This is a genomic window from Nocardia sp. Marseille-Q1738 (assembly GCF_965283145.1).
In genome coordinates this window covers 158,178-182,987 of record NZ_CBDIMS010000009.1, presented here as the reverse complement: position 1 = coordinate 182,987, position 24,810 = coordinate 158,178, and the positions used below count along the sequence as shown (strand labels likewise).

25 protein-coding genes are annotated in these 24,810 nt (G+C 69.8%); 18 read left to right on the top strand and 7 right to left on the bottom strand.

The annotated features are described in order from the left end of the window. Positions 1–68: 68 nt before the first annotated feature. On the bottom strand, positions 69–1,004 hold the full coding sequence (locus ACWPXK_RS27560; protein ID WP_454199073.1) for a bifunctional helix-turn-helix transcriptional regulator/GNAT family N-acetyltransferase: 936 nt from the start codon (positions 1,002–1,004) through the stop codon (positions 69–71). Between the two features lie 132 nt (positions 1,005–1,136). Between ACWPXK_RS27560 and ACWPXK_RS27555 the strand changes: the two genes are divergently transcribed. After that, the gene (locus tag ACWPXK_RS27555) at positions 1,137–2,417 is read left to right on the top strand and encodes an adenosylmethionine--8-amino-7-oxononanoate transaminase (RefSeq protein ID WP_454199072.1); all 1,281 of its coding nucleotides are present in this window, start codon (positions 1,137–1,139) and stop codon (positions 2,415–2,417) included. Between the two features lie 16 nt (positions 2,418–2,433). Here the strand turns inward: ACWPXK_RS27555 and ACWPXK_RS27550 are convergent, their stop codons facing one another. After that, a complete protein-coding gene (locus ACWPXK_RS27550) occupies positions 2,434–2,763 on the bottom strand; it encodes a hypothetical protein (RefSeq protein ID WP_454199071.1) in 330 nt (109 codons plus the stop codon). Between the two features lie 126 nt (positions 2,764–2,889). Between ACWPXK_RS27550 and ACWPXK_RS27545 the strand changes: the two genes are divergently transcribed. The 8 genes from ACWPXK_RS27545 to ACWPXK_RS27510 all read left to right on the top strand — a co-directional run bounded on the left by ACWPXK_RS27545 (position 2,890) and on the right by ACWPXK_RS27510 (position 11,872). After that, positions 2,890–4,038 (top strand): 8-amino-7-oxononanoate synthase, encoded by a 1,149-nt coding sequence (locus ACWPXK_RS27545; RefSeq protein WP_454199070.1) that lies wholly within the window; start codon positions 2,890–2,892, stop codon positions 4,036–4,038. After that, positions 4,035–4,709: a dethiobiotin synthase gene (bioD, locus tag ACWPXK_RS27540; protein WP_454199069.1), complete on the top strand. Its 675-nt coding sequence runs from the start codon at positions 4,035–4,037 to the stop codon at positions 4,707–4,709. The genes ACWPXK_RS27545 and bioD overlap by 4 nt, the downstream gene beginning before the upstream one ends. A gap of 268 nt (positions 4,710–4,977) precedes the next feature. Then, a complete protein-coding gene (locus ACWPXK_RS27535; RefSeq protein WP_454199068.1) occupies positions 4,978–6,141 on the top strand; it encodes an esterase/lipase family protein in 1,164 nt (387 codons plus the stop codon). Between the two features lie 65 nt (positions 6,142–6,206). Continuing rightward, positions 6,207–7,298: an ABC transporter substrate-binding protein gene (locus tag ACWPXK_RS27530; RefSeq protein ID WP_454199067.1), complete on the top strand. Its 1,092-nt coding sequence runs from the start codon at positions 6,207–6,209 to the stop codon at positions 7,296–7,298. Next, positions 7,298–8,161, top strand: coding sequence for an ABC transporter permease (locus ACWPXK_RS27525; protein ID WP_454199066.1), 864 nt, complete (start codon positions 7,298–7,300; stop codon positions 8,159–8,161). Before ACWPXK_RS27530 ends, ACWPXK_RS27525 begins: the two co-directional genes overlap by 1 nt. Next, the gene (locus ACWPXK_RS27520) at positions 8,137–8,892 is read left to right on the top strand and encodes an ABC transporter ATP-binding protein (protein ID WP_454199065.1); all 756 of its coding nucleotides are present in this window, start codon (positions 8,137–8,139) and stop codon (positions 8,890–8,892) included. The genes ACWPXK_RS27525 and ACWPXK_RS27520 overlap by 25 nt, the downstream gene beginning before the upstream one ends. Beyond that, the gene (locus ACWPXK_RS27515; RefSeq protein ID WP_454199064.1) at positions 8,889–10,238 is read left to right on the top strand and encodes an LLM class flavin-dependent oxidoreductase; all 1,350 of its coding nucleotides are present in this window, start codon (positions 8,889–8,891) and stop codon (positions 10,236–10,238) included. Before ACWPXK_RS27520 ends, ACWPXK_RS27515 begins: the two co-directional genes overlap by 4 nt. 401 nt (positions 10,239–10,639) lie before the next feature. Next, complete coding sequence (locus ACWPXK_RS27510) at positions 10,640–11,872, top strand: MFS transporter (protein WP_454199063.1); 1,233 nt, start codon at positions 10,640–10,642, stop codon at positions 11,870–11,872. A 246-nt stretch (positions 11,873–12,118) separates the two neighbouring features. On the opposite strand, the gene ACWPXK_RS27505 is transcribed toward ACWPXK_RS27510, so the two are convergent. Beyond that, positions 12,119–12,703, bottom strand: coding sequence for a TetR/AcrR family transcriptional regulator C-terminal domain-containing protein (locus ACWPXK_RS27505; protein ID WP_454199062.1), 585 nt, complete (start codon positions 12,701–12,703; stop codon positions 12,119–12,121). A 104-nt stretch (positions 12,704–12,807) separates the two neighbouring features. Between ACWPXK_RS27505 and bioB the strand changes: the two genes are divergently transcribed. Genes bioB through ACWPXK_RS27485 form a run of 4 tightly spaced genes read left to right on the top strand, consistent with a single transcriptional unit; the run spans position 12,808 to position 15,387 of the window. Further along, a complete protein-coding gene (bioB, locus tag ACWPXK_RS27500) occupies positions 12,808–13,821 on the top strand; it encodes a biotin synthase BioB (protein WP_454199061.1) in 1,014 nt (337 codons plus the stop codon). A 34-nt stretch (positions 13,822–13,855) separates the two neighbouring features. Next, positions 13,856–14,083: a biotin synthase auxiliary protein BsaP gene (bsaP, locus tag ACWPXK_RS27495; protein WP_228838226.1), complete on the top strand. Its 228-nt coding sequence runs from the start codon at positions 13,856–13,858 to the stop codon at positions 14,081–14,083. Between the two features lie 32 nt (positions 14,084–14,115). Next, entirely contained in the window at positions 14,116–14,751 is a 636-nt protein-coding gene (locus ACWPXK_RS27490; protein ID WP_454199060.1) for a DUF2567 domain-containing protein, read from the top strand. 51 nt (positions 14,752–14,802) lie between these two features. Continuing rightward, positions 14,803–15,387 carry an AAA family ATPase gene (locus ACWPXK_RS27485; RefSeq protein WP_454199059.1) on the top strand — a complete coding sequence of 195 codons (585 nt, stop codon included), beginning with the start codon at positions 14,803–14,805 and terminating at the stop codon, positions 15,385–15,387. Positions 15,388–15,451: 64 nt separating this feature from the next. On the opposite strand, the gene ACWPXK_RS27480 is transcribed toward ACWPXK_RS27485, so the two are convergent. Continuing rightward, positions 15,452–16,105, bottom strand: a complete 654-nt coding sequence (locus tag ACWPXK_RS27480) for a Uma2 family endonuclease (protein ID WP_454199058.1) — start codon at positions 16,103–16,105, stop codon at positions 15,452–15,454. 231 nt (positions 16,106–16,336) lie between these two features. Next, the gene (locus ACWPXK_RS27475; RefSeq protein ID WP_454199057.1) at positions 16,337–17,095 is read right to left on the bottom strand and encodes an NUDIX hydrolase; all 759 of its coding nucleotides are present in this window, start codon (positions 17,093–17,095) and stop codon (positions 16,337–16,339) included. A gap of 77 nt (positions 17,096–17,172) precedes the next feature. Between ACWPXK_RS27475 and nadA the strand changes: the two genes are divergently transcribed. The 3 genes from nadA (at position 17,173) to nadC (ending at position 20,830) form a co-directional block, all read left to right on the top strand. Next, a complete protein-coding gene (gene nadA / locus ACWPXK_RS27470) occupies positions 17,173–18,216 on the top strand; it encodes a quinolinate synthase NadA (protein WP_454199056.1) in 1,044 nt (347 codons plus the stop codon). Positions 18,217–18,331: 115 nt separating this feature from the next. Then, positions 18,332–19,903: an L-aspartate oxidase gene (locus ACWPXK_RS27465; RefSeq protein ID WP_454199055.1), complete on the top strand. Its 1,572-nt coding sequence runs from the start codon at positions 18,332–18,334 to the stop codon at positions 19,901–19,903. A 66-nt stretch (positions 19,904–19,969) separates the two neighbouring features. Next, the gene (gene nadC / locus ACWPXK_RS27460) at positions 19,970–20,830 is read left to right on the top strand and encodes a carboxylating nicotinate-nucleotide diphosphorylase (protein WP_454199054.1); all 861 of its coding nucleotides are present in this window, start codon (positions 19,970–19,972) and stop codon (positions 20,828–20,830) included. Between the two features lie 85 nt (positions 20,831–20,915). Here nadC and ACWPXK_RS27455 read toward each other — a convergent pair whose 3' ends face one another. Together ACWPXK_RS27455 and ACWPXK_RS27450 are read right to left on the bottom strand one after the other, a co-directional pair. After that, positions 20,916–21,554: a GNAT family N-acetyltransferase gene (locus tag ACWPXK_RS27455; protein ID WP_454199053.1), complete on the bottom strand. Its 639-nt coding sequence runs from the start codon at positions 21,552–21,554 to the stop codon at positions 20,916–20,918. Positions 21,555–21,671: 117 nt separating this feature from the next. After that, complete coding sequence (locus tag ACWPXK_RS27450) at positions 21,672–22,850, bottom strand: winged helix DNA-binding domain-containing protein (protein ID WP_454199052.1); 1,179 nt, start codon at positions 22,848–22,850, stop codon at positions 21,672–21,674. A gap of 52 nt (positions 22,851–22,902) precedes the next feature. Here ACWPXK_RS27450 and ACWPXK_RS27445 point away from each other — a divergent pair, with 52 nt between their 5' ends. Together ACWPXK_RS27445 and ACWPXK_RS27440 are read left to right on the top strand one after the other, a co-directional pair. Next, a complete protein-coding gene (locus tag ACWPXK_RS27445) occupies positions 22,903–23,610 on the top strand; it encodes a ubiquinone/menaquinone biosynthesis methyltransferase (protein ID WP_454199051.1) in 708 nt (235 codons plus the stop codon). A 271-nt stretch (positions 23,611–23,881) separates the two neighbouring features. Next, positions 23,882–24,757 (top strand): alpha/beta hydrolase family protein, encoded by an 876-nt coding sequence (locus tag ACWPXK_RS27440; protein WP_454199050.1) that lies wholly within the window; start codon positions 23,882–23,884, stop codon positions 24,755–24,757. The last annotated feature ends 53 nt before the right edge of the window (positions 24,758–24,810 follow it).

The following is a 24,810-nucleotide window of genomic DNA, read 5'->3' as shown; positions in this document are numbered from 1 at the left end:
TGCGGTACCGGGGTGGGTACTTCTCGTGCGCGCGTGAGGGCCGCCGCCGGGTGTTCGTGTGCCGCTGGTCAGTTCTCCAGGTCGAGTGAGCGCCGCCAGGTCTGGCCCACCAGGTCGTGGCCCCAGCTGTGGTGCGGGCTCTGCTCGACGAGTTCGAATCCCGCCCGCTGGTAGACGTGCCGTGCCGCGGTGAGCACGTCGTTGGTCCACAACACGATCTCGCGGTAGCCCGCCGCGGCGGCGAAGCGCAGGCATTCGCCGACCAGTGCCGACCCGACACCGAGGCCGCGGGCGGCCGGCTCGACCAGCAGCAACCGCAGCCGCGCGGTGGTCTCGTCCTCGCGGACGCAGAAGACGCTGCCCACCGGGCGGCCCTCGGACTCCGCGATCCAGGCGCGCTCGCATCGCTCGTCGTGCGAACCCAGGTAGTCGGCGACGATGCGGACGATCAGTTCCTCATATGTTCCGTCCCACCCGTATTCCTGCGCGTAGAGCTCCGCGTGGCGCTGGATCACCCAGCCGTATTCGCCCGGCCGCGGGGCGCGCAGCACGAACGACGGCGCGTCGGCGGGCCGGTCCAGGATCTGCTGGATGGTGTGCATCGCGTCGAGCAGCCGCGTCCGGGCCGCCGGGGTCTGTGCGTCGAGCAGCGCGCCGACCTCGTCGCTGGAGCGCTGGTCGAGGGTCGCGAAAACCTCCCGGCCCCGGGTGGTCAGCCGCACTTCTTGGCGGCGGCCGTCGCTGCCGGAGCGATTGCGCCGCACCAGACCGGCCTGTTCGAACCGGACCAGGATGCGGCTGAGATAACCCGCGTCGAGGTCGAGCGACCGGCGCAGCGCGACCACCTCCGTCGCGTCGGATGCGGCCAGCTCGAACAGAACACGCGCCTCGGTCAGCGAGTACTGACTGTCGTGCAGTCCTTCGCGCAGCACACCGATCACCCGGGTGTAGCGGCGGTTGAACTCCCGGACGGCGGCGATCTCGGCGGTGGCGGCAGCGGTCACGAACGAGCGGCATCCGGCGCGGAATCGCCGAACTCGGCTGTGCCGGGCTCGCTGAGTGCCCGCCCAGCTCGGGTGCTAACTTGAACAGCGTTCAAGCCTCGGGTGGGCCGGGGCAGCGACGCGAGGATTCCTGTGGCACTGACCCCTGACGAGATCACCGCCCTCGACGCCGAGCATGTCTGGCACCCCTACGGCGGCTTTCCCGCGACCACCGAGCCGCTGGTGGTGGCGAGCGCCGCGGGCACTCGGCTGACCCTGGCCGACGGGCGCGAGCTGGTGGACGGCATGAGTTCCTGGTGGGCCGCCATCCACGGCTACCGGCATCCGGTGCTCGACGCGGCACTGGTCGCCCAGTCGCGGCGGATGAGTCACGTGATGTTCGGCGGGCTCACCCACGAGCCTGCGGCCCGGTTGGCCGAGCTGCTGGTCGAGTCGGCGCCCGCCGGTCTGGACAAGGTGTTCCTGTGCGACTCCGGCTCGGTGTCGGTGGAGGTCGCGGTCAAGATGTGCCTGCAGTACTGGCGTTCGCTGGACAAGCCACGGAAGCGGCGGTTGCTCACCTGGCGCGGCGGCTATCACGGTGACACGTTCACGCCGATGAGCGTGTGCGACCCGGAGGGCGGCATGCACTCGCTGTGGACCGACATCCTGGTGGATCAGATCTTCGCGCCCGCGCCGCCGCGCGAATACCGGCCCGAGTACGTCGCCGAGCTCGAGCGCATGTTCGCCGCGCACGCCGACGAGCTCGCGGCGGTCATCGTGGAGCCGATCGTCCAGGGTGCGGGCGGGATGCGCTGGCATCACCCCGGCTACCTCGCCGACCTGCGCAGGCTCTGCGACGAACACGGCGTGCTGCTGGTCTTCGACGAGATCGCGACCGGATTCGGCCGCACCGGAACACTTTTCGCCGCGGATCGCGCAGGCGTGCGCCCGGACGTGATGTGCGTCGGGAAGGCGCTGACCGGCGGCTACCTGACGTTGGCCGCCGCGCTGTGCACCGCGCGGATCGCCGAGACGATCAGCGCGGCACACGGCGGTCTCATGCACGGGCCTACCTTCATGGGCAACCCGCTGGCCTGCGCGGTCGCGGTCGCGTCGATCGAGTTGCTCCGCTCGCGCGACTGGCGCGGCGAGGTGGCGCGGATCGAGGCCGGGCTGGAGGCCGGGCTCGCCCCGGTGCGGGGCCTGCCGGGCGTGGTCGAGGCGCGGGTGCTCGGCGCGATCGGTGTGATCGAGCTGGACCGTCCGGTGGACATGCGCGCCGCGACCGACGCCGCGGTCGCGGCCGGGGTATGGCTGCGTCCGTTCCGGAACCTGGTGTACACCATGCCGCCGTTCATCAGCACGCCGGACGATGTCGCGACGATCACCGCCGGGATGCGGGCGGCGGTCGCCGCGCAGTCCGATCGGTGACCTGCGTCGAACCGGTTCACCGGTCGGTGAATCCGTCGCGCCCGCTGCGGCGGGTGTCGGCGATGTCGGGACGATCGCTGTCGGACAACACTTCCCAGACCCGGAAGATGCAGTGGTAGTCGTCGGACCAGCCGCGCACCATCAGCAAGTAGGTGTCGCCGTCGCGCAGAACGACGCGGCGGCCGCGCAGTTTGGGATGTTCCGGGGTGTAGGTGGGGAGCACGCCGGCCAGCTTGGCCAGTGCCTGGGCTCGCGTGCCGACCACTTCCGCGAGAATGCGGGGTGACCAGCGTTTGTGATCGCCCGAGCCCGTTGTTTCCTCGACGACTATGGCCCACCGCGGCATCCGGCCGTTTCCTCCGGGGTGAAGCTTCGTCACCGCAGGCCGGTGACGCCACCAACGATGCAACAACGGTACCAGCCGGGTCCGCGACTGGCTCCCCTGAACGGTGTTCAAGTATGCTGCGGAGCTGTGACTACCGATCCGTTGAGCTGGTTGGACGAGCGCGCCGCCGCGCGGGTGGCCGCGGGGCTGCGCCGTGAGCTGCGGCCGCGCGCACAGCGGACGCCATCGATCGACCTCGCCTCCAACGACTACCTCGGGCTGGTCCGTCACCCGGAGGTGATCGACGGCGCGATCGAGGCGGTGCGCCGCTGGGGCGCCGGATCGACCGGGTCTCGGCTCGTCACCGGCACCACCGCCGAGCACGAGCTGCTGGAAACCGAGCTGGCCGAATTCGTCGGCGCCGAAGCCGGACTCGTGTTCGCCTCCGGGTACGCCGCCAATCTCGGCGCGGTCACCGCGCTCGCCGGGCGCGGCTCGCTGGTGGTCTCCGACGCGGGCAGCCACGCGTCGCTGGTGGACGCCTGCCGTCTGTCGCGGGCCAGGGTGGAGATCGCGCCGCACTGCGATGTGACGGCGGTGGACCGGCTGCTGGCGCAGCGCACCGAGGAACGGGCGCTGGTACTCACCGATTCGGTGTTCAGCGCCGACGGTGACCTCGCGCCGCTGGCCGAGTTGCATCGGGTGACCAGGGCAAATGGTGCAGTGCTCGTCGTGGACGAGGCGCACGGCCTCGGCGTGCGCGGCACGGGCGGACGCGGACTGGTGCACGAACTCGGGCTCTCCGGGGCGCCGGATCTGGTGATCACCGCGACGCTGTCGAAATCCCTTGCCGCGCAAGGCGGTGTGGTGCTGGCCAGTGCACGGGTGCGCGCCCACTTGATCGATGCCGCGCGCACGTTCATCTTCGATACCGGTCTCGCGCCCGCTGCCGTCGGTGCGGCGCGGGCCGCGTTGCGCCTGTTGCGCTCCGAACCGGAACTGGCCGGGCAGGTGCTCGAACGCGCCGCCGACATCGCGCGGATCGCCGGTGTGCCCGCCCCGGATTCAGCGGTGGTGTCGGTGGTGCTCGGCCCCGCGCAGGTGGCCTTCGACGCGGCTCAGGCGTGCCGGGCCCGCGGCCTGGACGTGGGCTGTTTCCGTCCGCCGTCCGTTCCGGAGGGCACGTCCCGCTTGCGCCTGACCGCACGGGCCGACCTCACCCCTGCGGAACTCGACACCATCGCAACGGTGCTCGGCGAGGTGCTGGCCGAGGCGCGGGGAGCGGTGCCCGCATGACCATCCTGCTGATCACCGGAACCTCCACCGACGTCGGCAAAACGGTGGTCACGGCCGCCGTCGCCGCCGCCGCTCGGGCGGACGGCCATTCGGTGGCGGTGTGCAAACCAGGCCAAACCGGTGTCGCGGCCGGCGAACCCGGTGACCTCGCGGAGATCCAGCGCCTCTCCGGTATCTCCCGGACGCTGGAACTGGCCCGCTACCCGGACCCGCTGGCGCCCGACACCGCCGCCCGCCGGGCCGGTCTGCCGGAGCTGACGCTCGCCGAAACCGCCGCCGCCATAGACTCCCTCACCGACGCCGACCTCGTCCTCGTCGAAGGCGCGGGCGGATTGCTGGTCCGCCTGGGCGATTTCACGCTGCTCGACCTCGCCCAGAAACTCGGCGCACCCGTCCTGCTGGTCACCGCCGCCGGGCTCGGAACCCTCAACCACACCGAACTGACCACCCGCGCACTGCAGTCGGCGGGGGTGCGCTGCCGCGGCCTGGTCATCGGTTCCTGGCCCGCCGACCCCGACCTGGCTGCGTTGTGCAATCGGACGGACCTACCCCGGATAACCGGCGTCGATCTCGTCGGGGCGATACCCGCGGGCGCGGGCAGGTGGGACCGCGAACGCTTCACGGCCGCCGCACCGGGCTGGTTCGATCCCACCTGGTCGCCATTCGGCTGAACAGCGATCACGCGAGCCGGATGGCGGCACCGATATCGATGCGGTGCGCGACGGCTGCCGGACGCCGATCGTGCCCGAGGACAATGAACTCGGCTGGCGGATGTCGCTCGTCGAACTCGCCGCGATGGCCGGGCTGTGGTTGACCAGCCCAGAGGGGTGGTTCCGAGGCACATGTAGTCGCGTGGCTCGTCTCCGAGCCCCGTTCCCGACACGCGCGCCCGGTCCCTGGTAATGGCAGCGTTCCGCACTCGTGCCTACAGTGGGGTGAATGTCGCCGTTGGACGAGAGGCACCCGTCCACCGTCTCCGACTGGGACGATGCGCGACGCCGAGCTCGGCTGCGGGACACAGGCCTGGGGCACGGGTGGAAGACGTTGCGCCGCACCAGGGTGACGCTGCTGCGGGTGGCCGCACTGCTGCTGACCGGGCTCGTGGTGTTCGCGCAGTACTGGAAGTACGACGTCGTGCCGGAACAGGCGCGGTTGGCGCGCACCGACCCGGCCGTGCTGCCGGTCGCCCCGCCGATGGACCCGAACAACTGGGACACCGTGGTGGTTGACCTCGTCGGGTTGGGCGGCTTGGACGCCAGTGACACCGCCGCCGCGCTGCCCTCGCTGCGCAGGATGGGCATGGTGTGGGCGATCCGCTACGACAACCGAGGTATCGACACCAAGGTGATCGCCGACCTGATCGTCCGCGCCGCGGAACTGTCCGGCTTGAAGAACGTGGTGCTCGTCGGGCACAGCATGGGCGGGGTGATCGCGCTGGAGGTGGCCGAGCACATCCACCGGGACAGCGACCGCAGGCTGGTCGGGGTGATCCTGGACTGCACGCCGATGGACCTGAACGCGGTCCGCCCGGAGAGTCGCGGTCGAGGTGAGGATATGCAGCGCTGGATGCGCTGGTTGCCCGGCGCCCGGGAGAGCCGCATCCTGCGTTTGGCCGTGGAGACCTACGCCCGCCGGGATCGATTCCTCGAGCGCGGCGGCGAACTGCCCGGCATCCGGTTCGGCGACCTGGGCAAGGTGTTGACGGAGGTGCTGCGGGAGAAGATCGTCTCGCGCGACGCCGCGAGCAACGGACTGATCGAGTCCCAGTTCACCGCCATCGTGGCGGGTGGTGCGACGGACAATTTGCGCGCCTTGGCCGAACCCGCGGCCGAGAAGCCGCGGCCCGCCATCGTTTTCCTCCGTCCGCGCGATCCGGGTCGAGACCGCGTGGTCGACGTCGAATACTCCCACCAAGTGCTGATCGAGCGGTCCGGCGGCGTCGACGGCACGCTGCTGGTGGTGCTCGCGCGAAACATCGGGCACGCCAATCCGATGCAGCGTCCGCACGAGTACAACACGGTGATCGAGCAGCAGGTATTGCCGTTCGTCCAGCGCTATCAGCAACAGGTTCGGGGGACGACGGTCGCGGCGCCGCCCCGCTGACCGGGGTTCGAACCAGGCTGCGACAAACCGTTTTCACGCCGGATTCGTCTTGTTTGAATTCGCCTATGTTCCGACCCAGTACGTTCCGGTCCGGCCTCCGCGGCCGCACGACCGCCGCATTGCTCGCCGTGGCAACCGTTGCGACCCTGGGACTCACCGGCTGCGCGAACGACGACAAGCCGGTCGGTCCCACCGCCGACGGACCACTGCCCACCGAGATTCCGGCGGGAACCACCCTGGTGGTCGCCGACCAATCCGAGCGCTTCCAGTCCGTGCTGCGCATCTCCGGGGAACTCGACAAACTTCCGTTCAAGGTGGAGTTCGCCAACTTCGTCGGCGGACCAGCCATTCTCGAGGCGTTCCGCGCGGGCGCCGCCGATGTGGCGCAGGTGGGCGACGTTCCCCCGATTCACGCCTTGGTGGCCGGACAGGACGTTCCGATCATCGCGGCCTACCAGACCAGCACCACCGCCCTGAAACTCGCGGTGGCGCCGGGCAAGCCGGTGTCCACCCTGGCGGATCTGAAGGGCAAGAAGATCGCCTACGCCGAAGGCACCGCCCAGCAGGCCGCGGTGCTGCGCGCCATCGACAAGGCCGGACTGACAACGTCCGACGTGCAGCTGGTGCGGTTGCAGCTGGCCGAGTTCCCGGATGCGGTGCGCACCGGCCAGGTCGACGTCGCCCCGCTGATCGAACCGAACGTCACCCGGTTCCTGCGCACGCCCGGCGCCTCGCTGATCCCCGACTCCGAGACCGCGGGCATCTACGGCGGCCTCGCCTACCTGTACGCCCGCCGCGCCATCGTGCGGGACCCGGCCAAGGCGGCCGCCACCCGTGCCCTGGTCGGCGCGTTCGTGCGCGCCTACCAGTGGGCCAACACCCACCCGGAGGAGTGGGCGCGCCGCTACTACGTGGAGAACCAGAAGGTGAGCGCGGACGACGCGAAGCGCATCGTGGACTCGTTGGGCACCTATGTCTTCCCGCACCTGGACCAGAAGCTCGTGGACCGTCAGCAGGCCACCATCGACGCCATCGCCGAAGCGGGCGAGCTGCCCAAGAAGGTGCAGGCCGCGAGTGGTTTCGATCTGCGTTTCGACGCCGCGATCACCCAGGCGGTCACCGAGAGCGGTGCCGCGTTCGAACCGAAGGCACGCTGATGGCAACCCTGGACGCCGGAGTACTGCACCGCATCGGCCTGGCCCGTTCCGGGCCGGAACCGGTGCTCGCCAAGCGCAAGATTGCCCGCCCGCGACTCGGGCCGGGCCGCCCGATCCCGTTCGGCATCGCGGTAGGACCGGTGTTGCTGGTCGCCGCCTGGGTGGCCGGATCGGCGTCCGGCGCCTTGGATCCGGAGACCCTTCCTGCGCCGTGGACGGTCGCCCGTACCGCCGGCGACCTGCTCGCCGACGGCAGGCTGCAATCCAACCTGCTCACCTCCGTGCAGCGCGCCGTGATCGGGCTCGGGCTCGGCGTCGCCATCGGCTTGGTGCTCGCGCTGCTGGCCGGGCTGAGCCGGATCGGCGAAGCGCTGGTGGACGGGCCGATCCAGATCAAGCGCGCCATCCCGACGCTCGCGCTGATCCCGCTGTTCATCGTGTGGTTCGGCATCGGCGAGGAAATGAAGCTGCTGGTCATCACCACCAGCGTGGCGGTTCCGATCTACCTGAACACGCACGCGCACCTGCGCGGCGTCGACGCCGGATACGTGGAACTCGCCCACACGGTGAAGCTGTCGCGCTGGGGGTTCATCCGCCGTATCGCGTTGCCGGGATCGCTGCCCGGGTTCTTCACCGGCCTTCGGCTCGCGGTCACCATTTCGTGGCTGGCACTCGTCGTGGTGGAACAGGTCAACGCGACCAGCGGTATCGGCTATCTCATGACCCAGGCCCGCACCTACGGCCAGATCGACGTCATCGTGGTCGGCTTGGTGATCTACGGCCTGCTCGGGCTGTTCGGCGACATCCTGGTGCGCGCCGCGGAAAGGAAGGCGCTGTCATGGCGACAGACACTCGCGGACTGAATGTCGTCCGCGCCAGGCAGCTGCGACGCGGCTTCGGCGACCGGGTCGTGCTGCGCGACCTGGACATCGACATCGCCCGCGGCGAGTTCGTCGCGCTGCTCGGCCGCAGCGGTTCCGGCAAGAGCACATTGCTGCGGGCGCTGGCCGAACTGGACTACGACGTGCCGGGATCCGGTGAACTGAGTGTGCCCACCGAACGTTCGGTGGTGTTCCAGGACTCCCGGTTGCTGCCGTGGGCGCGGGTGCTGGACAACGTGACGCTCGGGCTCAGCGGCTCCGACGCGGCCGAGCGGGGACGCTCGGCGCTGGCCGAAGTCGGTCTCGCGGGGCGGGAGAAGGCTTGGCCCAAGGAGCTTTCCGGTGGCGAACAGCAGCGCGTCGCGCTGGCGCGGTCGCTGGTGCGCGAGCCGGAGCTGCTGCTGGCCGACGAACCCTTCGGCGCGCTCGACGCGCTGACCCGCATCAAAATGCACGCACTGCTGCAGGACCTGTGTGCCGAACACCGGCCCGCGGTGCTGCTGGTGACCCACGACGTGGACGAGGCGGTGCTGCTGGCCGACCGCGTGCTGGTGCTCGACGACGGGCGCATCGCGGTGGACCAGCGCATCGACCTGGAACGCCCACGCCGCCACGGTGACCCGGCCTTTACGCGGCACCGATCCCTGCTCCTGGCCGGCCTGGGCGTCGGCGCCCGGACACCCGCCGACGACGACGAGAAGAAAGCCTCATGACTGCACCGCGCCAACTCAGCCTCAACGCGTTCATCTACCCCTCCGGCCATCATGAAGCCGCTTGGCGGCACCCGTGGAGCAGCCCCGAGCGGATCTACGACGTCGCCTACTACCAGGAGATCGGCCGTACCGCCGAGGCGGCGAAGCTGGACGCGGTGTTCTTCGCCGACGGCCCGGCCCTGCGCACCAACGTGCAGCACAACGCGGCCTCCGGCTTGGAGCCGATCACCCTGCTCACCGCGATCGCCACGGCCACGACGCATCTCGGTCTCATCGCCACCGCGTCGACCACGTACTACGAGCCCTACAACCTGGCCAGGTTGTTCTCCACGCTGGACCACATCTCCGGTGGGCGCGCGGGCTGGAACATCGTCACCACCGGCACCGATCTCGCGGCGGCGAACTTCGGTCTGGACAAGCACCCCGACCACGCCGAACGGTACGCGCGGGCACGGGAATTCGTCGATGCCGTGGTGGCGTTGTGGGACAGCTGGGAGGACGACGCCATCGTCCTGGACCAGGCTTCCGGAGTGTACGCCGACCCCGGCAAGATCCACCGGATCGACTTCGCGGGCGAGTATCTGTCGGTTCGCGGGCCGTTCAACGCGCCGCGAACGCCGCAGGGTCACCCGGTGCTGGTGCAGGCGGGCGCCTCGAACGACGGCCGCGCGTTCGCGAGCCGATACGCCGAGGCGATCTTCACCGCACATCAGCGGTTGAGCGACGCGCAGGCGTTCTACGCCGACATCAAGGCGCGCGCCCGCGGTTTCGGCCGCGACCCCGAGCACGTCAAGATCCTGCCCGGGATCAGCCCGTTCATCGCCGACACCGAGGTGGCCGCCAAGCGGCTGGAGCGCGAGTTCAACGAGCTCACCGTGCCGGAATACGGACTGGCCCAGCTGGAGGGCATCGTCGGGATCAGCCTGCGCCACCTGCCGCTGGACGAGCCGATCCCGGTCGAATTGTTCGACGCCGCAGGCGATGTCACCGACAACGGACAGAGCCGATTGCAGGTCGTCTCGGGCATCGTGCAGCGGGAACACCCGACCGTGCGCGGCCTGCTGCACCGCCTCGCCGGTGCGCGCGGCCACCGCGTCTTCGCCGGGACCCCCGAGCAGGTCGCCGACACCATCGAGGAATGGTTCCGGGGCGGCGCCGCGGACGGTTTCAACGTGATGCCGCCGTACTACCCGGGCGGACTGGAGATCTTCGCCGAAACAGTCGTGCCGATCCTGCAGCAACGCGGTCTGTTCCGCACCGAGTACACCGGCACCACCCTCCGCGACCACTTCGGCCTGCCCCGTCCCGACAGCCGCTTCGCCCGCCGGCCCGCGCTGACCCGGTGAGCGGCGCGCGCGAAAGCGACTGTCCTGTGGCGCCATCGGCGCGGCATGATGTCCGAGGTGACCGGGGCCGAACCACGCTCGTGTGCGCCACCGGCCGTGCAGGCGGTACCTGGTCGGGCGGTGCCGCGCGGCGCTCGATCTTCTCGCGCACCGTCTCCAGCCTCGGCGTGGTCCCCGGCCCAGCGGGCTGGTACGGATGACCGGCGGCGTTGCATCGAGTCGAGCTGTCCCCGGCGGTCTCGCCGATCATGCTGTGCCCGGGGCGGATCGAGCGAGTGGACGGCTCCTGTGCACGCCAGGGGCCGAGTCAGTGATATCCGGTTGGCCGTTGTCGCGCTTTCGGGCCTTGATACGGGTGTCCAGTGGCGGCGCGCCTGGCTATGCCGCGCGGTGGCACGGCGATGAATGAGCGGTCTGTCGCGCTCGGCGGTGCCGTGACCCCCGTGCGTCTGCGGTCGCTGACCTGGACGGTATTCGTGCCCATGGTGGTGTACGGCATCGGATCGGGCGCGGCGGCGCCGATGTTCGCGCTGCGAGCGCTGGACTTGGGCGCGTCCGCGGGGCTGGCCGGGGTGGTCGTCGCGCTGTCCGGGCTGGGCATGGTGCTGACCGATCTGCCCGCGGGCCGGATCGTGGCCGTGATCGGCGAACGCGGTGCGATGGCGGTGGGGTCGGTGCTCGGCGCGGTCGGTGTGCTCACGGCGATCCTCGCGCCGGATGTCGGGATGCTCGCGCTGGGCATGCTGCTCAACGGTGCGGCGGGCGCGGTGTGGGGCCTGGCCCGGCAGACCTATCTCGTGGCGGTGGTGCCCGGAGGCGATCTCGGGCGGGCGATGTCGACGCTGGCCGGTTCGATGCGGCTCGGCTTCTTCTGCGGACCGTTCCTCGGCGCCGCGGTGGTGCACGGGCTCGGACCGAACGGCGCGCTGTGGTTGCAGTTGGCGACCACCGTGCTCTCCGGTGCGGCGATGGCGGCTATCCGGTCGCCGGACGCGGCGAGTGATGCCGGTACGCGGCACTCACTGGGCGCGGTGATGGTCGAGCATCGCAGGACCCTCGGCACCCTCGGGCTGGCCGCGCTGCTGACCGGCACCGCTCGGGCGGCGCGGCTGGCGCTGTTGCCATTGTGGGCGGCGCACATCGGCGTCAGCGCGTCGGCCACCAGCCTCGTGTTCGGTGTCGCGGGGGCCGTGGACGTGCTGATGTCCTATCCAGCCGGGGTCTGGCTGGATCGATACGGCAGGCGTGCCACCGGTGTTCCGTCGATGATCCTGTTCGCCGCCGGTTTCGGCGCGCTGCCGTGCACCTCCTCGGTGCTCGGATTGAGCGCGGCCGCCGTACTGCTCGGGCTCGCCAACGGAGTGAGCAACGGGCTGATCATGACGGTCGGCGCGGACGTCGCGCCCGACGTGCAGCGCGCCGAGTTCCTGGGCGCCTGGCGGCTCACCCACGACATCGGCATGTTTGCGGGCCCGGTCGCGGTCGGCGCGATCAGCGCCGTGACCGCGCTCGGTGCCGCCGCCATCGCCCTCGCGCTCGCGGCGGCGACCGGCGCCTACACCATGCACCGCTGGTTTCCCGGCGTGATCCAGCCCCTCCCGCAGCGGCGGTCAGGTCAGGTCGATGCTGAATAGGTCAACTGCCGGTCCGGGCCGTACGGGCGGCGACCGGGTGATCCGCGGACATCGGTGCTGAGCAGCCGGGTCAGGTGCGGCGGAACGATGGGCGATGCCGCGTCAGGGCAGTGGATACGGCGGCCGGGCAGGTGGCGGATGGGCAGGGCCCGGGCGATGTGGCGGCCCCGCGCAGGTCAGCGGTCTCGTTGCCGCGCAGCCAGATCCGGCGGCGAACGTGCCCGCTTCGGACCAGGTCCGGGTGCGTCAGCGGGCGCGGGTGCCGAGCAGGTGGTGCACGCCCGCGACGAACAGTTGCAGGCCGAAGTCGAAACGTGCTGTGGCGTCGGGGGTTTCCTCCAGCGGGGACGGGTCGTCGGGGAGGGCGCCCATCGAGTCCATCTGCATTCTCGACTGCTCGTCCACGGTCTGGCCCAAGACGTAGTAGAGCAGGGTGAATGCCGCGAGCTCGGCCTCGTGCCGCGGCATGCCCGCGCGAATCGCCGCGCTCACCAAGCGTTCCCGGCCCTTGCTCGTGGTGAGGCGGGAAGCGTATGTCGCCGACACCAGTTCGGCGCCGTCGCGATACGCCAGCAGGCAGTCGCGCAGGCGGTGGGCCAATTCGGTGATCTGGCCGGACCAGTCGTCGGCCTCGATCGGGTCCTCCATGGGCGCGAGGATCTTGTCCGCGACCGCGCCGAGCAAGGCCTGCTTATTGGGGAAATGCCAGTACAGCGCGCCGGGTTGCACCTGGAGGGAACCGGCCAACCTGCGCATGGTGAGGTCGGCGAGACCGTATCGGTCCAGAATCGCGATGGCGCCGTCGACCACGTCCGCCCGGTGCAGCTGCACTCGAAATCCTTCCCCGTCGTGCTTTGACTCACTCCTACCGCTACCCTAGCCTGAACACCGTTCAAGTTGCACGGCCACCTCGGCCGGACGAAGGGATTCGTGCAGTGACCCAGGCACCGGTAGACACCAACATCCTGTCGATCGCCCGCGAGCAGGTGCTAGAGCGCGGCGAGGGGCTGAACCAGGAACAGACCCTGGAGGTCCTGCGCCTGGGCGACGATCAGCTGGAGGAGTTGCTCGCCCTGGCCCACGAGGTGCGGATGAAGTGGTGCGGCCCCGAGGTCGAGGTTGAGGGCATCATCAGCCTGAAGACCGGCGGCTGCCCCGAGGACTGCCACTTCTGCTCGCAGTCGGGCCTGTTCCAGTCGCCGGTGCGCGCCGCGTGGCTGGATATCCCCAGCCTGGTCGAGGCCGCCAAGCAGACCGCGAAGACCGGCGCCACCGAGTTCTGCATCGTGGCGGCCGTGCGCGGTCCGGACGAGCGCCTGATGGCGCAGGTCGCCGCGGGTGTCGAGGCGATCCGCAACGAGGTCGACATCCAGGTCGCCTGCTCGCTGGGCATGCTCACCCAGGAGCAGGTCGACCAGCTGGCCGCGATGGGCGTGCACCGCTACAACCACAACCTGGAGACCTCCCGCTCCTACTTCCCGAACGTGGTCACCACGCACACCTGGGAAGAGCGCTGGGACACCCTGCGCATGGTGCGCGAAGCGGGCATGGAGGTGTGCTGCGGCGGCATCCTCGGCATGGGCGAAACCCTGGAGCAGCGTGCCGAATTCGCCGCGAACCTGGCCGAGCTCGAGCCCGACGAGGTGCCGCTGAACTTCCTCAACCCGCGGCCGGGCACCCCGTTCGGCGACCTCGAGGTGCTGCCCGCCGCCGACGCGCTGCGCGCCGTCGCCGCGTTCCGGCTCGCGCTGCCGCGCACCATGCTGCGTTTCGCCGGCGGCCGGGAGATCACCCTGGGCGATCTCGGCGCCAAGAAGGGCATTCTGGGCGGCATCAACGCCGTCATCGTCGGCAATTACCTGACCACCCTCGGCCGCCCCGCCGAGCAGGATCTGGACCTGCTGGGCGAGCTGAAGATGCCGATCAAGGCGCTCAACGAAACGCTCTGACCCCGGCTCGGTTGCGAGGAAAGAGGCCACGACCATGGGTACTGTCATGGACATGGACGAGCGCTACAACCCGTTCACCGGCAAGCGGATCGTGCCGGGACTCGACGACGCGATCCCGGCGGCCGCGGCGCTGGGCCTGGAGCCGCCGCGCTTCTGCGAGCAGTGCGGTCGCCGCATGATCGTGCAGGTCAGCCCGGACGGCTGGTGGGCGAAATGCTCCCGGCACGGCGTGCTCGACTCCGCCGATCTGGAACGCCGCTAGTGATGCCGGTGTCGGCGCCATCCGAGGGCGGGATGCGGAGCGAAGTGCGTGCCGCGGCGGTGGTCGCCGTCGCCGTAGTGGTGGCGAGCGCGATCGGCGGCATTGGATGGGGCCTGCTGGCGCCCACCGAGCGGCTGCTCGTGGTCGAGCCGGGTCGCGGTGTCGCGCTGACCGGCGAAAGCGCGCACCAGTTCGACGCGCTGGCGATGTTCGCGCTCGCGGGGGCGGTGCTCGGCCTATTGTCGGCCATGGCCGCGTGGCGGTGGCGTTCCGCGCGCGGTCCGCTGCTGCAGGTCGGTTTGCTGATCGGCTCCGGCGTGGGCGCCGCGGCGATGGCGCGAGTCGGCGAACTGGTCGCCGAATGGCTGCATCCGCGCCCGCACGACCCGCCGGTCGGCGAGATCGTCGCGCTGCCTGTCGAGGTGGGCAGCCCGCTGGCGCTGATCGTGCAGCCGCTGATCGCGTCGTTCGTCCTGCTGTTCCTCGCCGCGCTGAACACATCGGAAGACCTCGGCAGCGGCCGCGGCGCGCGCAAGGGCAGATCTTTTGATACCGCAGGCGCTTTCACGCCCTATAGTGACGCCGCGCGTGGGGAAGAGTTGCCCTATCGTGGCTACGAGCCAGCCGCCGACGGACATTCGCTGCCTGCGTCCCATCCACGGCACTGACGCGTACCCCGGAGCGTTGCGCAGGCGACAGTGGAGGGCTGTCGAATCACCATGACCGAGGGACAGCACCGGCTTCCCACACTCGTGGTCGTCAGCGGCCCACCCGGTTCCGGCAAGACGACGCTGGCCCACACCCTCGCCCACGCCATCGGCTGCCCCGCCGTCTGCCGGGACGAGATCAAGGAAGGAATGGTCCACGCGACACCGGGTTTCACGCCCGGCCCCGATGACCAGCTGAACCTACGCACCCTGCCGGTGTTCTTCCAGACGCTGGAACTGCTGCTCCGAGCAGGTGTGACCGTCGTAGCCGAAGCCGCCTTCCAAGACCGGCTGTGGCGTCCGGGCCTGACGCCCCTGCAAGCCCACGCCCATCTGCGTGTCATCCACTGCATGGTCGACCCCGCCCTCGCCGCGGCGGGAATCCACCAGCGCCGCACGAATGATCCACGACGCCGTGCCCACTCCGATCCGCAACGGCCTATCTGGGCACCTACCGGGTTCCAGCGAGTCGCACTCGACGCGCCGTCTCTCGAGGTCGACACGACCTCCGGCTACCGCCCGACCCTCACCACGATCATCGATTTCGTGAACAGCCGCGACGAACCGTTCGGCCGCTCCAGCGACGCGACTTCATGATCAACGGCACATGATCGACGGCGATTCTCGCGAAATGCCGCTGCCATGTGCTGTTGATCATGAGTCAGTAGTCGAGGTCGGACCACGGAATGTGGATGGGAAACGGGAAGTCGATGTGGATGCCGTCGGTGGTAGCCGGGCTCCACTCGTCGGCCAGGATGTAGTTCGTCGGGTGTAGCGGCCGGACTCCGGCAGGGAGTTCGCCGAGCCTTGTCTGCAGCGCGTAGGCGCGGACGATCTCGATTCCGCGCGGATCGCGGGCCAGCCTGACCTCCCAGTACCAGGGGATACCGCCGTCGGCGTAGCGGGCCTTCTTGGCTTCGACATCCTTCGGTGTGTTCGATGGCGACAGTACTTCGCCCGCGAGTAGAACATCGCCCGCTCTGATGTCCTGGTACTCCGCTTCGAGGCAGCGGTAGACGAGGAAATCGGGGGTCACGAAGTCGGATTTACCGCTGGATCCCAGGAAGACATTTGTTTCTGTAGAGACTCGAAAACACCGCTCGGGGTGCCGGGACATAGCTTCGCGCGCGTGTCGCCGGAGGGCGCTCCAGAGCAGGTTCGTGTAGTCCTGGTGCTCGGCGGGGCCGCGCCGGACCCAGACGACACGACCGTCCCAGAGCTCGATCTGGGACGCGATGTCCTCCGGGAGGCGCTCGAGCTCCTCCCAAGTCATGTATTCCGGCAGTTCCGGCCGATCTACGCGCGGCGTGGACATGCCGCTCATGGTAGTCGGATAGGGCCCAGAAGAGTGTCGCCGACGACCGCACTTGCCCACGGCCTCGCCCGCGCGATCGGCTGCCCGCCGTATCCCGGGACGAGATCGAGGAGGGGTCCATGCGGCACGGGGTTTCACGCCCGTCCTGACGACGGGCTGAACCTGTGCTGGGTCGGTGCAGCGGCAGACCGTCGCGCGGTGGCCGTGCTCGAGACCGCGCGGTGGCCGTGCTCAAGACGGTGGGCGCAGTGCCGCGAATTCGTCCGTGACGCGCAGACCGGAGTCGGTGAAGCGGTAGACGGCGGCGGGGCGGCCGCCCGCGCGGCCGGGTGCGGCGGTGGCGCCGGTGGGTGTGATCACTTTGCGGCGGGTAAGGACCCGTTGGAGATTCGTGGTGTCTACGTCGTATCCTAATGCCGCGCAATAGATTTCGCGCAAGGTCGACATCGTGAACCGGTCGGGGGCCAGCGCGAAGGCGATGTTGGTGTACGACAGTTTCGCGGCCAGGCGGGTGCGGGCGTGGTCGACCACGGTGCGGTGGTCGAAGGACATGTCCGGCAGGGCCGAGACCGGATGCCATGCGGTGTCCGACGGTAGCCGCGGGTCGGCGGTGAGCGGTACGAGGCCGAGGTAGGCGGAGGCGATGCGCCGCGGGCTCGGCACCCGGTCGGGGGCGCTGAACACCGAGAGCTGTTCGAGATGGGCCAGCTCGCGCACGTCGACCTTCTCGGCGAGCTGGCGGCGCGCGGAGGTGTCGAGGTCCTCGTCGTCGCCGAGCCGGCCGCCGGGCAGCGACCAGGTGCCCTTCTGTGGGTCGAGCGCGCGTTCCCACAGCAATACCGCCAGTTCCGTCCGCTGGTCCGGTGGGCAACGTCGCAGCATGCCTTCCGGGCCATCCGCAGGGCTTCTACCTGCGGCGATATCGGAAGGGAAGCGGCGAACCTGGAACACCGCGGTGAGCGATTCGTGGATGGTGCTACCATGGGGCACGTTTTCGATTATAAGTCGAAAACCTGGTTTGGTGCGAATCGGCGGGGTAGCCGACCGCACGAGGAAGGGAGCCATCCATGGCGACGACGGGTGCGAAACTGGCGCCCCCGCTGATGGGGCAGGTGTTCGACGGACCCGCGGGGTTCGCCGGAGTCGAGGCGACGCCGGAATGGGCGCAGGAGGTCAAGCGACTGGCCAGGGAGCGCAACGCGACCATTCTCGCGCACAACTATCAGCTACCGGAGATCCAGGACGTGGCCGACCACGTCGGCGACTCGCTGGCGTTGTCGCGGATCGCGGCGGAGGCGCCGGAGGACACGATCGTGTTCTGCGGTGTGCATTTCATGGCCGAGACGGCCAAGATCCTCAGCCCGGCCAAGACCGTCCTCATCCCGGACCAGCGCGCCGGATGCTCGCTCGCGGACTCCATCACCGCCGACGAACTGCGCGCCTGGAAAGCCGAGCACCCGAACGCGGTGGTCGTCTCGTACGTCAACACCACCGCCGAGGTGAAGGCGCTCACCGACATCTGCTGCACCTCGTCCAACGCCGTGGACGTGGTCGCCTCGATCGATCCCGGCCGCGAGGTGCTGTTCCTGCCGGACCAGTTCCTCGGCGCGCACGTCAAGCGGGTCACCGGACGGGCGAACATGCACATCTGGGCGGGCGAGTGCCACGTGCACGCGGGTATCAACGGCGACGAGCTGACCGAGCAGGCGCGCACCCACCCGGACGCGGAGCTGTTCGTGCACCCCGAATGCGGTTGCGCCACCTCGGCGCTGTACCTGGCGGGCGAGGGCGCGTTCCCGGCCGAGCGGGTGCACATCCTGTCCACCGGCGGCATGATCGACGCGGCCAAGGCGGCGAAGTCGAACCAGGTGCTGGTGGCCACCGAGGTCGGCATGCTGCACCAGCTGCGCAAGGCCGCGCCCGGTATCGACTTCCAGGCCGTGAACGACCGCGCCTCGTGCAAGTACATGAAGATGATCACACCGGCGGCACTGCTGCGCTGCCTGGTCGAGGGCAGCGACGAGGTCCATGTCGATCCGGAAACCGCTGCGCTGGGCCGCAATTCGGTGCAGCGGATGATCGCGATCGGCAATCCCGGCGGCGGTGAATGAGTTCGACCTTCGTGGCCGGTCTCCGGCGGAACGCGGTGGCGCAAGCGCTGGTCACCGCGAATCCGCCTGGAAGCCCGGCCGATTCGCGGGTCGGAGGACAGAGAGGCACGGGCCGATGACATCCCGGGTTTCGATCGACTGGGAGGCCGAGGCGGACCTGGTCGTGATCGGCGGCGGCGTCGCGGGGCTGACCGCGGCGCGCACCGCGTCACTGCGTGGCCTGCGGGTGCTGACGCTCAGCAAGGGCGGGCCGACGGACACGTCGACCCAGTACGCCCAGGGCGGTATCGCGGTTGTGGCGCCGCATGGCGATTCGGTCGAATCGCACGTGCACGACACCGTGGAAGCGGGCGCGGGGCTGTGCGACGTGGACGCCGTGCGCTCCATCGTCGAGGGCGGCCGAGCCGCGGTGGCCGCGCTGACCGACCTCGGCGCGGTGTTCGACCTCGGCCGGGACGGCCAGATCTCCCGGACCAGGGAGGGCGGCCACAGCACCCGCCGGATCATCCACGCCGGCGGCGACGCGACCGGCGCCGAGGTGCAGCGGGCGCTGAACGAGGCCGGTCTGCCGGTGCTGTTCGGGGCCGCGGTGGGGCGGATCGTCACCGGGCGCGGCGGTGTCCAGGGTGTCGTCGCGGTGTCGGAGAAGGGATTCGGCGTCGTTCACGCGCCCGCGGTGCTGCTGGCCACCGGCGGGCTCGGCCAGTTGTACGCGCTGAGCACCAACCCGCCCGGCGCCACCGCCGACGGCGTCGCGCTCGCGCTGTGGGCCGGTGCCACGGTCGCCGATCTCGAGTTCGTGCAGTTCCACCCGACGGTGCTCTACACCCCGGGCGGGGTGGGGCGCAGGCCGCTGATCAGCGAGGCGGTTCGTGGTGAAGGCGCGAGACTGGTCGACACCGAAGGAAATTCGGTGACCGACGGGTCGCATCCGCGTGGCGACCTCGCGCCGCGCGACGTGGTCTCGCGCGCCATCGCCGCGCGCATGCGTGCGCTCGGCACCGAGCACGTCTACCTCGACGCGCGCTCGATCGAGCACTTCTCGCAACGGTTTCCGACGATCACCGCCTCCTGCCTCGCCGCGGGCATCGATCCGCGCACGGACCTGATCCCGGTCGCACCCGCCGCGCACTATCAGTGCGGCGGGGTCGTCACCGATACCCACGGCCGCACCGGAGTTCCCGGCCTGTACGCGGCGGGTGAGGTCGCGCGCACCGGCCTGCACGGGGCGAACCGGTTGGCCTCCAACAGCCTGCTCGAGGGTTTGGTGGTCGGCGAGCGCGCCGGAGCCGCCGCGGCCGAGCGGCTCGGCGAGCGGGCGAACGTTGCCGAGATCCCGGTTCGCGCCGCCGAGCATGCCGATCGCGACATCGTGCAGCGCTTGATGACCACGCACGCCTCGGTGGTCCGTGACGGCGCCGGTCTCGCCGAAGCGCTCAAACGGCTCGACGACGTGGTCTCCCGGCGCGACGCGCTCACCGGCGCCGCACACCCGATCGCCGGGATCGAGGACGCCGCGCTCACCCTGGCGGCGCGCACCCTGCTGGTGGCCGCCCTCGCCCGCACCGAAAGCCGTGGCTGTCACACCCGCTCGGATCACCCGGACCTCGTGGACGGACTCCGCCGTGACCTTCCGATCCGGTTGAACGACGACGGCGCCCCCGAACACCCATCACCCATTTCCTGAACACAGCCGCCGAGCAGGACTATCCGGAATCCATCGTGTCCCGCTCGGCGAGAGAGGAGCGCTCCGATGGCGCTGGACGCCGGTCTGGATCGTGACGAGATACTGCGGATCATCCGCGCGGCGCTGGACGAGGATCTGCGCTACGGCCCGGATGTCACCACGGTGGCCACCGTGCCCGCCGACGCGGTCGTGAAGGCGTCGGTGGTATCGCGGCAGCCGGGGACCGTCGCGGGACTCGACGCCGGGCTGCTCGTGCTCGACGAGGTGATCGGCGCGGGCGAGTACGAAGTCACCGACCGCGTGGCCGACGGAACCCGGGTGAAGCCGAACCAGTCCGTGGTGACCGTGCTAGCGCCGACCCGCGGCCTGCTCACCGCGGAGCGCACCATGCTCAACCTGGTCTGCCATCTCTCCGGCATCGCCACCGCGACGGCCGCCTGGGTCGACGCGGTCGCCGGCACCGGGTGCCGCATCCGGGACAGCCGCAAGACGCTGCCCGGACTGCGCGCGCTGCAGAAGTACGCCGTCCGCGTCGGCGGCGGCGTCAATCACCGCATGGGTCTCGGCGACGCCGCGCTGATCAAGGACAACCATGTGGTCGCCGCGGGATCGGTGGTCGAGGCGCTGCGCGCGGTCCGCGCCGCCGCCCCCGGCATCCCCTGCGAGGTCGAGGTCGACAGCCTCGACCAGCTCGACGCCGTGCTCGCCGAGAACGTGGAACTCGTCCTGCTGGACAACTTCCCGCTCTGGCAGACCCAGGCCGCCGTGCAACGCCGCAACGCCACGGCACCGCGAACCTTGCTGGAATCCTCCGGCGGCCTGAGCCTCGACGTCGCCGCCGACTACGCCCGCACCGGCGTCGACTACCTCGCCGTCGGCGCGCTCACCCACTCGGTCCGCGTCCTCGACCTCGGCTTGGACATGTAGGAGCAGGTGCTCGAGGTTATCCGTGCGGACGAACTCGGCGGCAACGGTCTGCGACTCGACGTCCGGACAGCGCAGGTCTACGAGATCAGGTGTCGCGCACCATCGTGCGTTGGTGGACACGTGCACCGCGGTAGCGCAGGCCGGGTACCAGCGGCTCCGGGCCGTGGGAAGTGAATCCCATGCGCTCGAAGAATCTGACCGCCCGGCCGTTCTCGACCAGCGTCTGCAGGTGACAGCCGGGTGATCTGGCTTCGGCCAGCCGTTCGAACCAGCGCGCCATCAGGCGGTCGGCGGCGCCGATGCCCCTGGCTTGCGGTGCGACGTTGATGTGCAGATGGCTCGGCCAGCGGTCGTCGTGGAAATCCCCGGCCATCGGTGCCCTGCGGATCGCCGCGCCCGCGACGTCGGCGAGGCTGCGCGCGAAGAATGCCGCGGATCGGCGGCGGAACATCGGGCGATAGCGACGGAGGGCCTGGTCCATGCGGTCGCTCTCGCTGGGAAATGCCGAACTGTCCACGCAGCCGGTGAGATACCCGACCAGCGTGCCTCGAGACTCCGCGACGAACAGCGATTCCGGTTCCAGATCCATGTACGGCTCGAGGTATACCGCCGCCTCCGATTCCGGGCGGCCCCAGAGCGACTCGGTCGGTGAATCGGCGCCCGCTCGAACGAACAATTCACGCAGCGCGGCTCGATCGCCGTCGGCGAACCCGCGAATTTCCATGTCGCCCAAGCTACCCGCTGGCAGCGGACCGGATGGTGCGCTCAGGCTCGCCGATCCGCGCGATGCCCGTGTTGTCCGCGCGGAGCGAGTGACCCGGCCGCGAAGGCCGGGTGGTGATCAGGCGGTGAGTTCGCGTTCCAGCGGCGTCCGGAACCGCGGGATGGCGCGCACGTCGCCGAACCAGTCCGTGACCCGCTGCGATTCCGCGGCGATCAGCGATTGCGCGTCCGCCCCGACGTCCTCGAGCAGCCGGTAGACGATCTCGCCGTCCTTGCGCTGCGCCCAGCCGCCGACGATGCGCCCATCCCACCAGACCGTGGGGCCGATATTGCCGTTGCGGTCGAACAGGCTCGGCCGGTGCGAGCCGAGAAACCAGTCCCGCGCCTGCCAGCCCATCGGGGTCGGGTCGAGCGCCGGCAGTAGCGCCGCCCACGGTTCCGGCGCGGCGACGGGCTCGAGATCGTCGGCCAGCAGCACGCCGGTGACGCCCTCCACGTCGACTTCGACCAGATCGAGCGCGCCGAGCGCCGCACGGACCTCGCCGAGCGTCCAGCCGGTCCACCACTTGATGTCGGACACCGGCGCGGGTCCGAAGGCGCGCAACCAGCGCCGGACCAGCTCGACACGGGCCTCGGCGGCGGGCACCGCGGCGACACCCTCCGGCAACCACGATTCGATCGGCGCCCAGGTGTACTGGCTGCTGGCCCAGCTGCCGTTCGGCCTGCCGCGCACGATGCGGCCCTCGCAGCCCAGCGTCACCAGCACCCAGGTGGTGATGTTCGTCGGCTTCGAATACGACTTCTCCGGCGCGGGGTTCACCTGGGTGCGCAGCCGGGGGACGTCCTTGCTCAGCTGCGCGCCGGTCGCCGATCCCCGTTCCAGCAACGCCTTGTGCGTCTCGGCTTCCACCTCGGCGAGCCAGCCCTGCACGTCGCCGTCGCCGACGCCCTCCTGCGCGAGGTACTTGCCGTAGGTGCGACGCTGCTTGTGCGCCAGCGCATCCGCGCACGCCGCCTGCAGGATCGGGACCAGGTCCACCGGCGCGACGAACATGGTGCGGCGCATGGCCAGCATGCGCAGCAGGGACCGGTCCTCATAGAGCGCCTGCTCGACATCCGCTGGAGTGAGACCGTCGCCACGGGCCGCGACCGAAAGGAAGACGGTGGCCGGATCGGTCGCGTGCAGCGCCACCACCGACCTGGCGATCTCGGCGACCCCGCCGGACCGTTCCGGCGTCGCGAGCCGGTGCCGCACCGCCAACCGAGCGCGCCGCTCGGCGGCATCAATCGAACGCATAGGCGAATCGTAGCGTTGAGTGGGAAATGTACCGACCAGAGAGGCCCGCGAGATGACAAGTGACCGACTAGCTCACGGCAAAAGCTCTGAAGTACACGGGATCTTCGAGAAGATCGCCGGGTACTACGATCGGATGAACTTCGTCATGACGCTCGGCCGCCATGCACGCTGGTGCCGTGAAGTGGCCGAGCGTGTCGCACCGCCCGCGGGTGGACAGCTCTTGGATATCGCCACGGGGACAGGCGTGATCGCCTTGGAGGCGGCACGGAGGTACCCCGCCGTGACCGTGACAGGCGTCGACTTCTCGGAAGAGATGCTGACTCGCGCGAGAACCAAGCCCGGAGCGGACGCGGTCCGATGGCACCGTGCGGACGCGGCCGATTTGCCGTTCGAGGACGAGTCTTTCGACGGGATCACCGAAGGCTATCTCCTTCGGAACGTCGAAGACCTGGCTGGAGCGCTGCGCGAACAGCACCGAGTTCTCAAGCCCGGCGGCCGGATCGTCATACTCGAGACTTGCCCCCCGAGCGGCCCGGTGAAGCCGATCGTGGAGTGGGGAATGCGCACCATTGTTCCGCTGCTGGGGCAGGCAGTGGCTCGCGACCGGTCGTCATACACCTATCTCGAATCCAGCACGCTCGCCTTCGATTCACCACAACATGTCGCCGATGTTCTGAGCCGACTCGGTTTTCAGGACATCGGGTGGAGCAAGAAGTTCTTCGGCACCAACGTCATCCTGTGGGCCACCAAGCCGAGCTGACGAGATTTATGCGCCGAGCCGCTGCCGGGTGCTGCCACCGGCCAGATCGTGCTGGTCGTCGGCGTGAGTCCGTGCACCCGGCCGTTCCCGGCATGCCCCCAACAAGAGCCGGGTCGGTGGGAGTCACGACGCGTGCCATGATTCGAGCATGAGGCGCTGGTATCCGGTGTTCGTGTGCTGTGTTCTCGTCAGCTTGTTCGCCACGATGAGCATTGCGGCGCATCCTGTTTCGGCTGAACCGGGCTGTACGGAAGGCGTAGTGGTCCGGCCCGTGACGCTGAGCGTCGACGGGGAGAACGCGACCGGCCGGGTCTATGAGCCCTACCGCTGCGCTGAAGGTGACGTGACCGCGCAGGCCCTCGTGGTCGCGGTGCACGGGCACGACGGGTCCTCGGCCGACTTCGCCGACTACCTCGCCTCGATCGCGCGGCGTACCGGGACCCCGATTCTGTCGATGGACCTGCGCTCGGCGGAGAGCGTGTGGCGCCCCGGAGAATGGAACCTGTGGGCGGGGTGGCGCGACATCGTCGCCGCGACCGCGTGGTATCAGCAGGCCCATCCCTCCATCACGCGGACCGTGCTGTGGGGCTGGAGTCAGGGCGGCATCACCAGCGGTCTCGCGGTGGCGCACGGTCCGCGCGGGATGTTCGACTACTGGGTGGACAACTACGGTCCCGCAGACGATTTCACCATGTGGCTGGGTGCGGCGGCGGTGGATCCGGCCCTGCCGGGGCAGATCGAGCGCGATGCGGGTGGTTGTCCTCCGGCAGCCTGTCCGCTGGCCTACGCCGAGCGTTCGCCCGTGCTGCTGGCGAACCGCATGGACGTGCGGCGTGCGTTCCTCGTCCACGGCACAGCCGACGACGTGGTGCCCTACGCCACGAGCGTGGAGATGCGTGCCGGGCTTCTGGCCGCGGGCAAACCCACCTCGATGTACACCGTCGTCACCGGCCGCGATCTCACCGGGCGGGTGGTTTCCGGCGATCACAGTGTCGGTCCGGCCTTCTTCGAGGGCGGCTGCGTCGTGGAGCGTCTTCTGCTCGGTGCCGAGCCGGTCGACGTCCCGGATCGCGACTATGTCGTCGACGTCGCGCACGGCGTCGTCGACGTCCCGTCCGCCCCGCCAGGCGCCAAGTGTGCGGCGTGAGGAGACCGCGGGGAACAGGATCGGGTCGCGGAGCGGTTGATCACGGGGAGAGC

Coding starts and splice junctions, on each gene's coding strand:
- ACWPXK_RS27550 (WP_454199071.1), bottom strand. CDS start 2,763: ATGCCGCGGTGGGCCATAGTCGTCGAGGAAACAACGGGCTCGGGCGAT.
- bioD (WP_454199069.1), top strand. CDS start 4,035: ATGACCATCCTGCTGATCACCGGAACCTCCACCGACGTCGGCAAAACG.
- ACWPXK_RS27535 (WP_454199068.1), top strand. CDS start 4,978: ATGTCGCCGTTGGACGAGAGGCACCCGTCCACCGTCTCCGACTGGGAC.
- ACWPXK_RS27530 (WP_454199067.1), top strand. CDS start 6,207: ATGTTCCGACCCAGTACGTTCCGGTCCGGCCTCCGCGGCCGCACGACC.
- ACWPXK_RS27525 (WP_454199066.1), top strand. CDS start 7,298: ATGGCAACCCTGGACGCCGGAGTACTGCACCGCATCGGCCTGGCCCGT.
- ACWPXK_RS27520 (WP_454199065.1), top strand. CDS start 8,137: ATGGCGACAGACACTCGCGGACTGAATGTCGTCCGCGCCAGGCAGCTG.
- ACWPXK_RS27515 (WP_454199064.1), top strand. CDS start 8,889: ATGACTGCACCGCGCCAACTCAGCCTCAACGCGTTCATCTACCCCTCC.
- ACWPXK_RS27510 (WP_454199063.1), top strand. CDS start 10,640: ATGAATGAGCGGTCTGTCGCGCTCGGCGGTGCCGTGACCCCCGTGCGT.
- bsaP (WP_228838226.1), top strand. CDS start 13,856: ATGGGTACTGTCATGGACATGGACGAGCGCTACAACCCGTTCACCGGC.
- ACWPXK_RS27490 (WP_454199060.1), top strand. CDS start 14,116: ATGCGGAGCGAAGTGCGTGCCGCGGCGGTGGTCGCCGTCGCCGTAGTG.
- ACWPXK_RS27485 (WP_454199059.1), top strand. CDS start 14,803: ATGACCGAGGGACAGCACCGGCTTCCCACACTCGTGGTCGTCAGCGGC.
- ACWPXK_RS27480 (WP_454199058.1), bottom strand. CDS start 16,105: ATGTCCACGCCGCGCGTAGATCGGCCGGAACTGCCGGAATACATGACT.
- nadA (WP_454199056.1), top strand. CDS start 17,173: ATGGCGACGACGGGTGCGAAACTGGCGCCCCCGCTGATGGGGCAGGTG.
- ACWPXK_RS27465 (WP_454199055.1), top strand. CDS start 18,332: ATGACATCCCGGGTTTCGATCGACTGGGAGGCCGAGGCGGACCTGGTC.
- nadC (WP_454199054.1), top strand. CDS start 19,970: ATGGCGCTGGACGCCGGTCTGGATCGTGACGAGATACTGCGGATCATC.
- ACWPXK_RS27455 (WP_454199053.1), bottom strand. CDS start 21,554: ATGGAAATTCGCGGGTTCGCCGACGGCGATCGAGCCGCGCTGCGTGAA.
- ACWPXK_RS27450 (WP_454199052.1), bottom strand. CDS start 22,850: ATGCGTTCGATTGATGCCGCCGAGCGGCGCGCTCGGTTGGCGGTGCGG.
- ACWPXK_RS27445 (WP_454199051.1), top strand. CDS start 22,903: ATGACAAGTGACCGACTAGCTCACGGCAAAAGCTCTGAAGTACACGGG.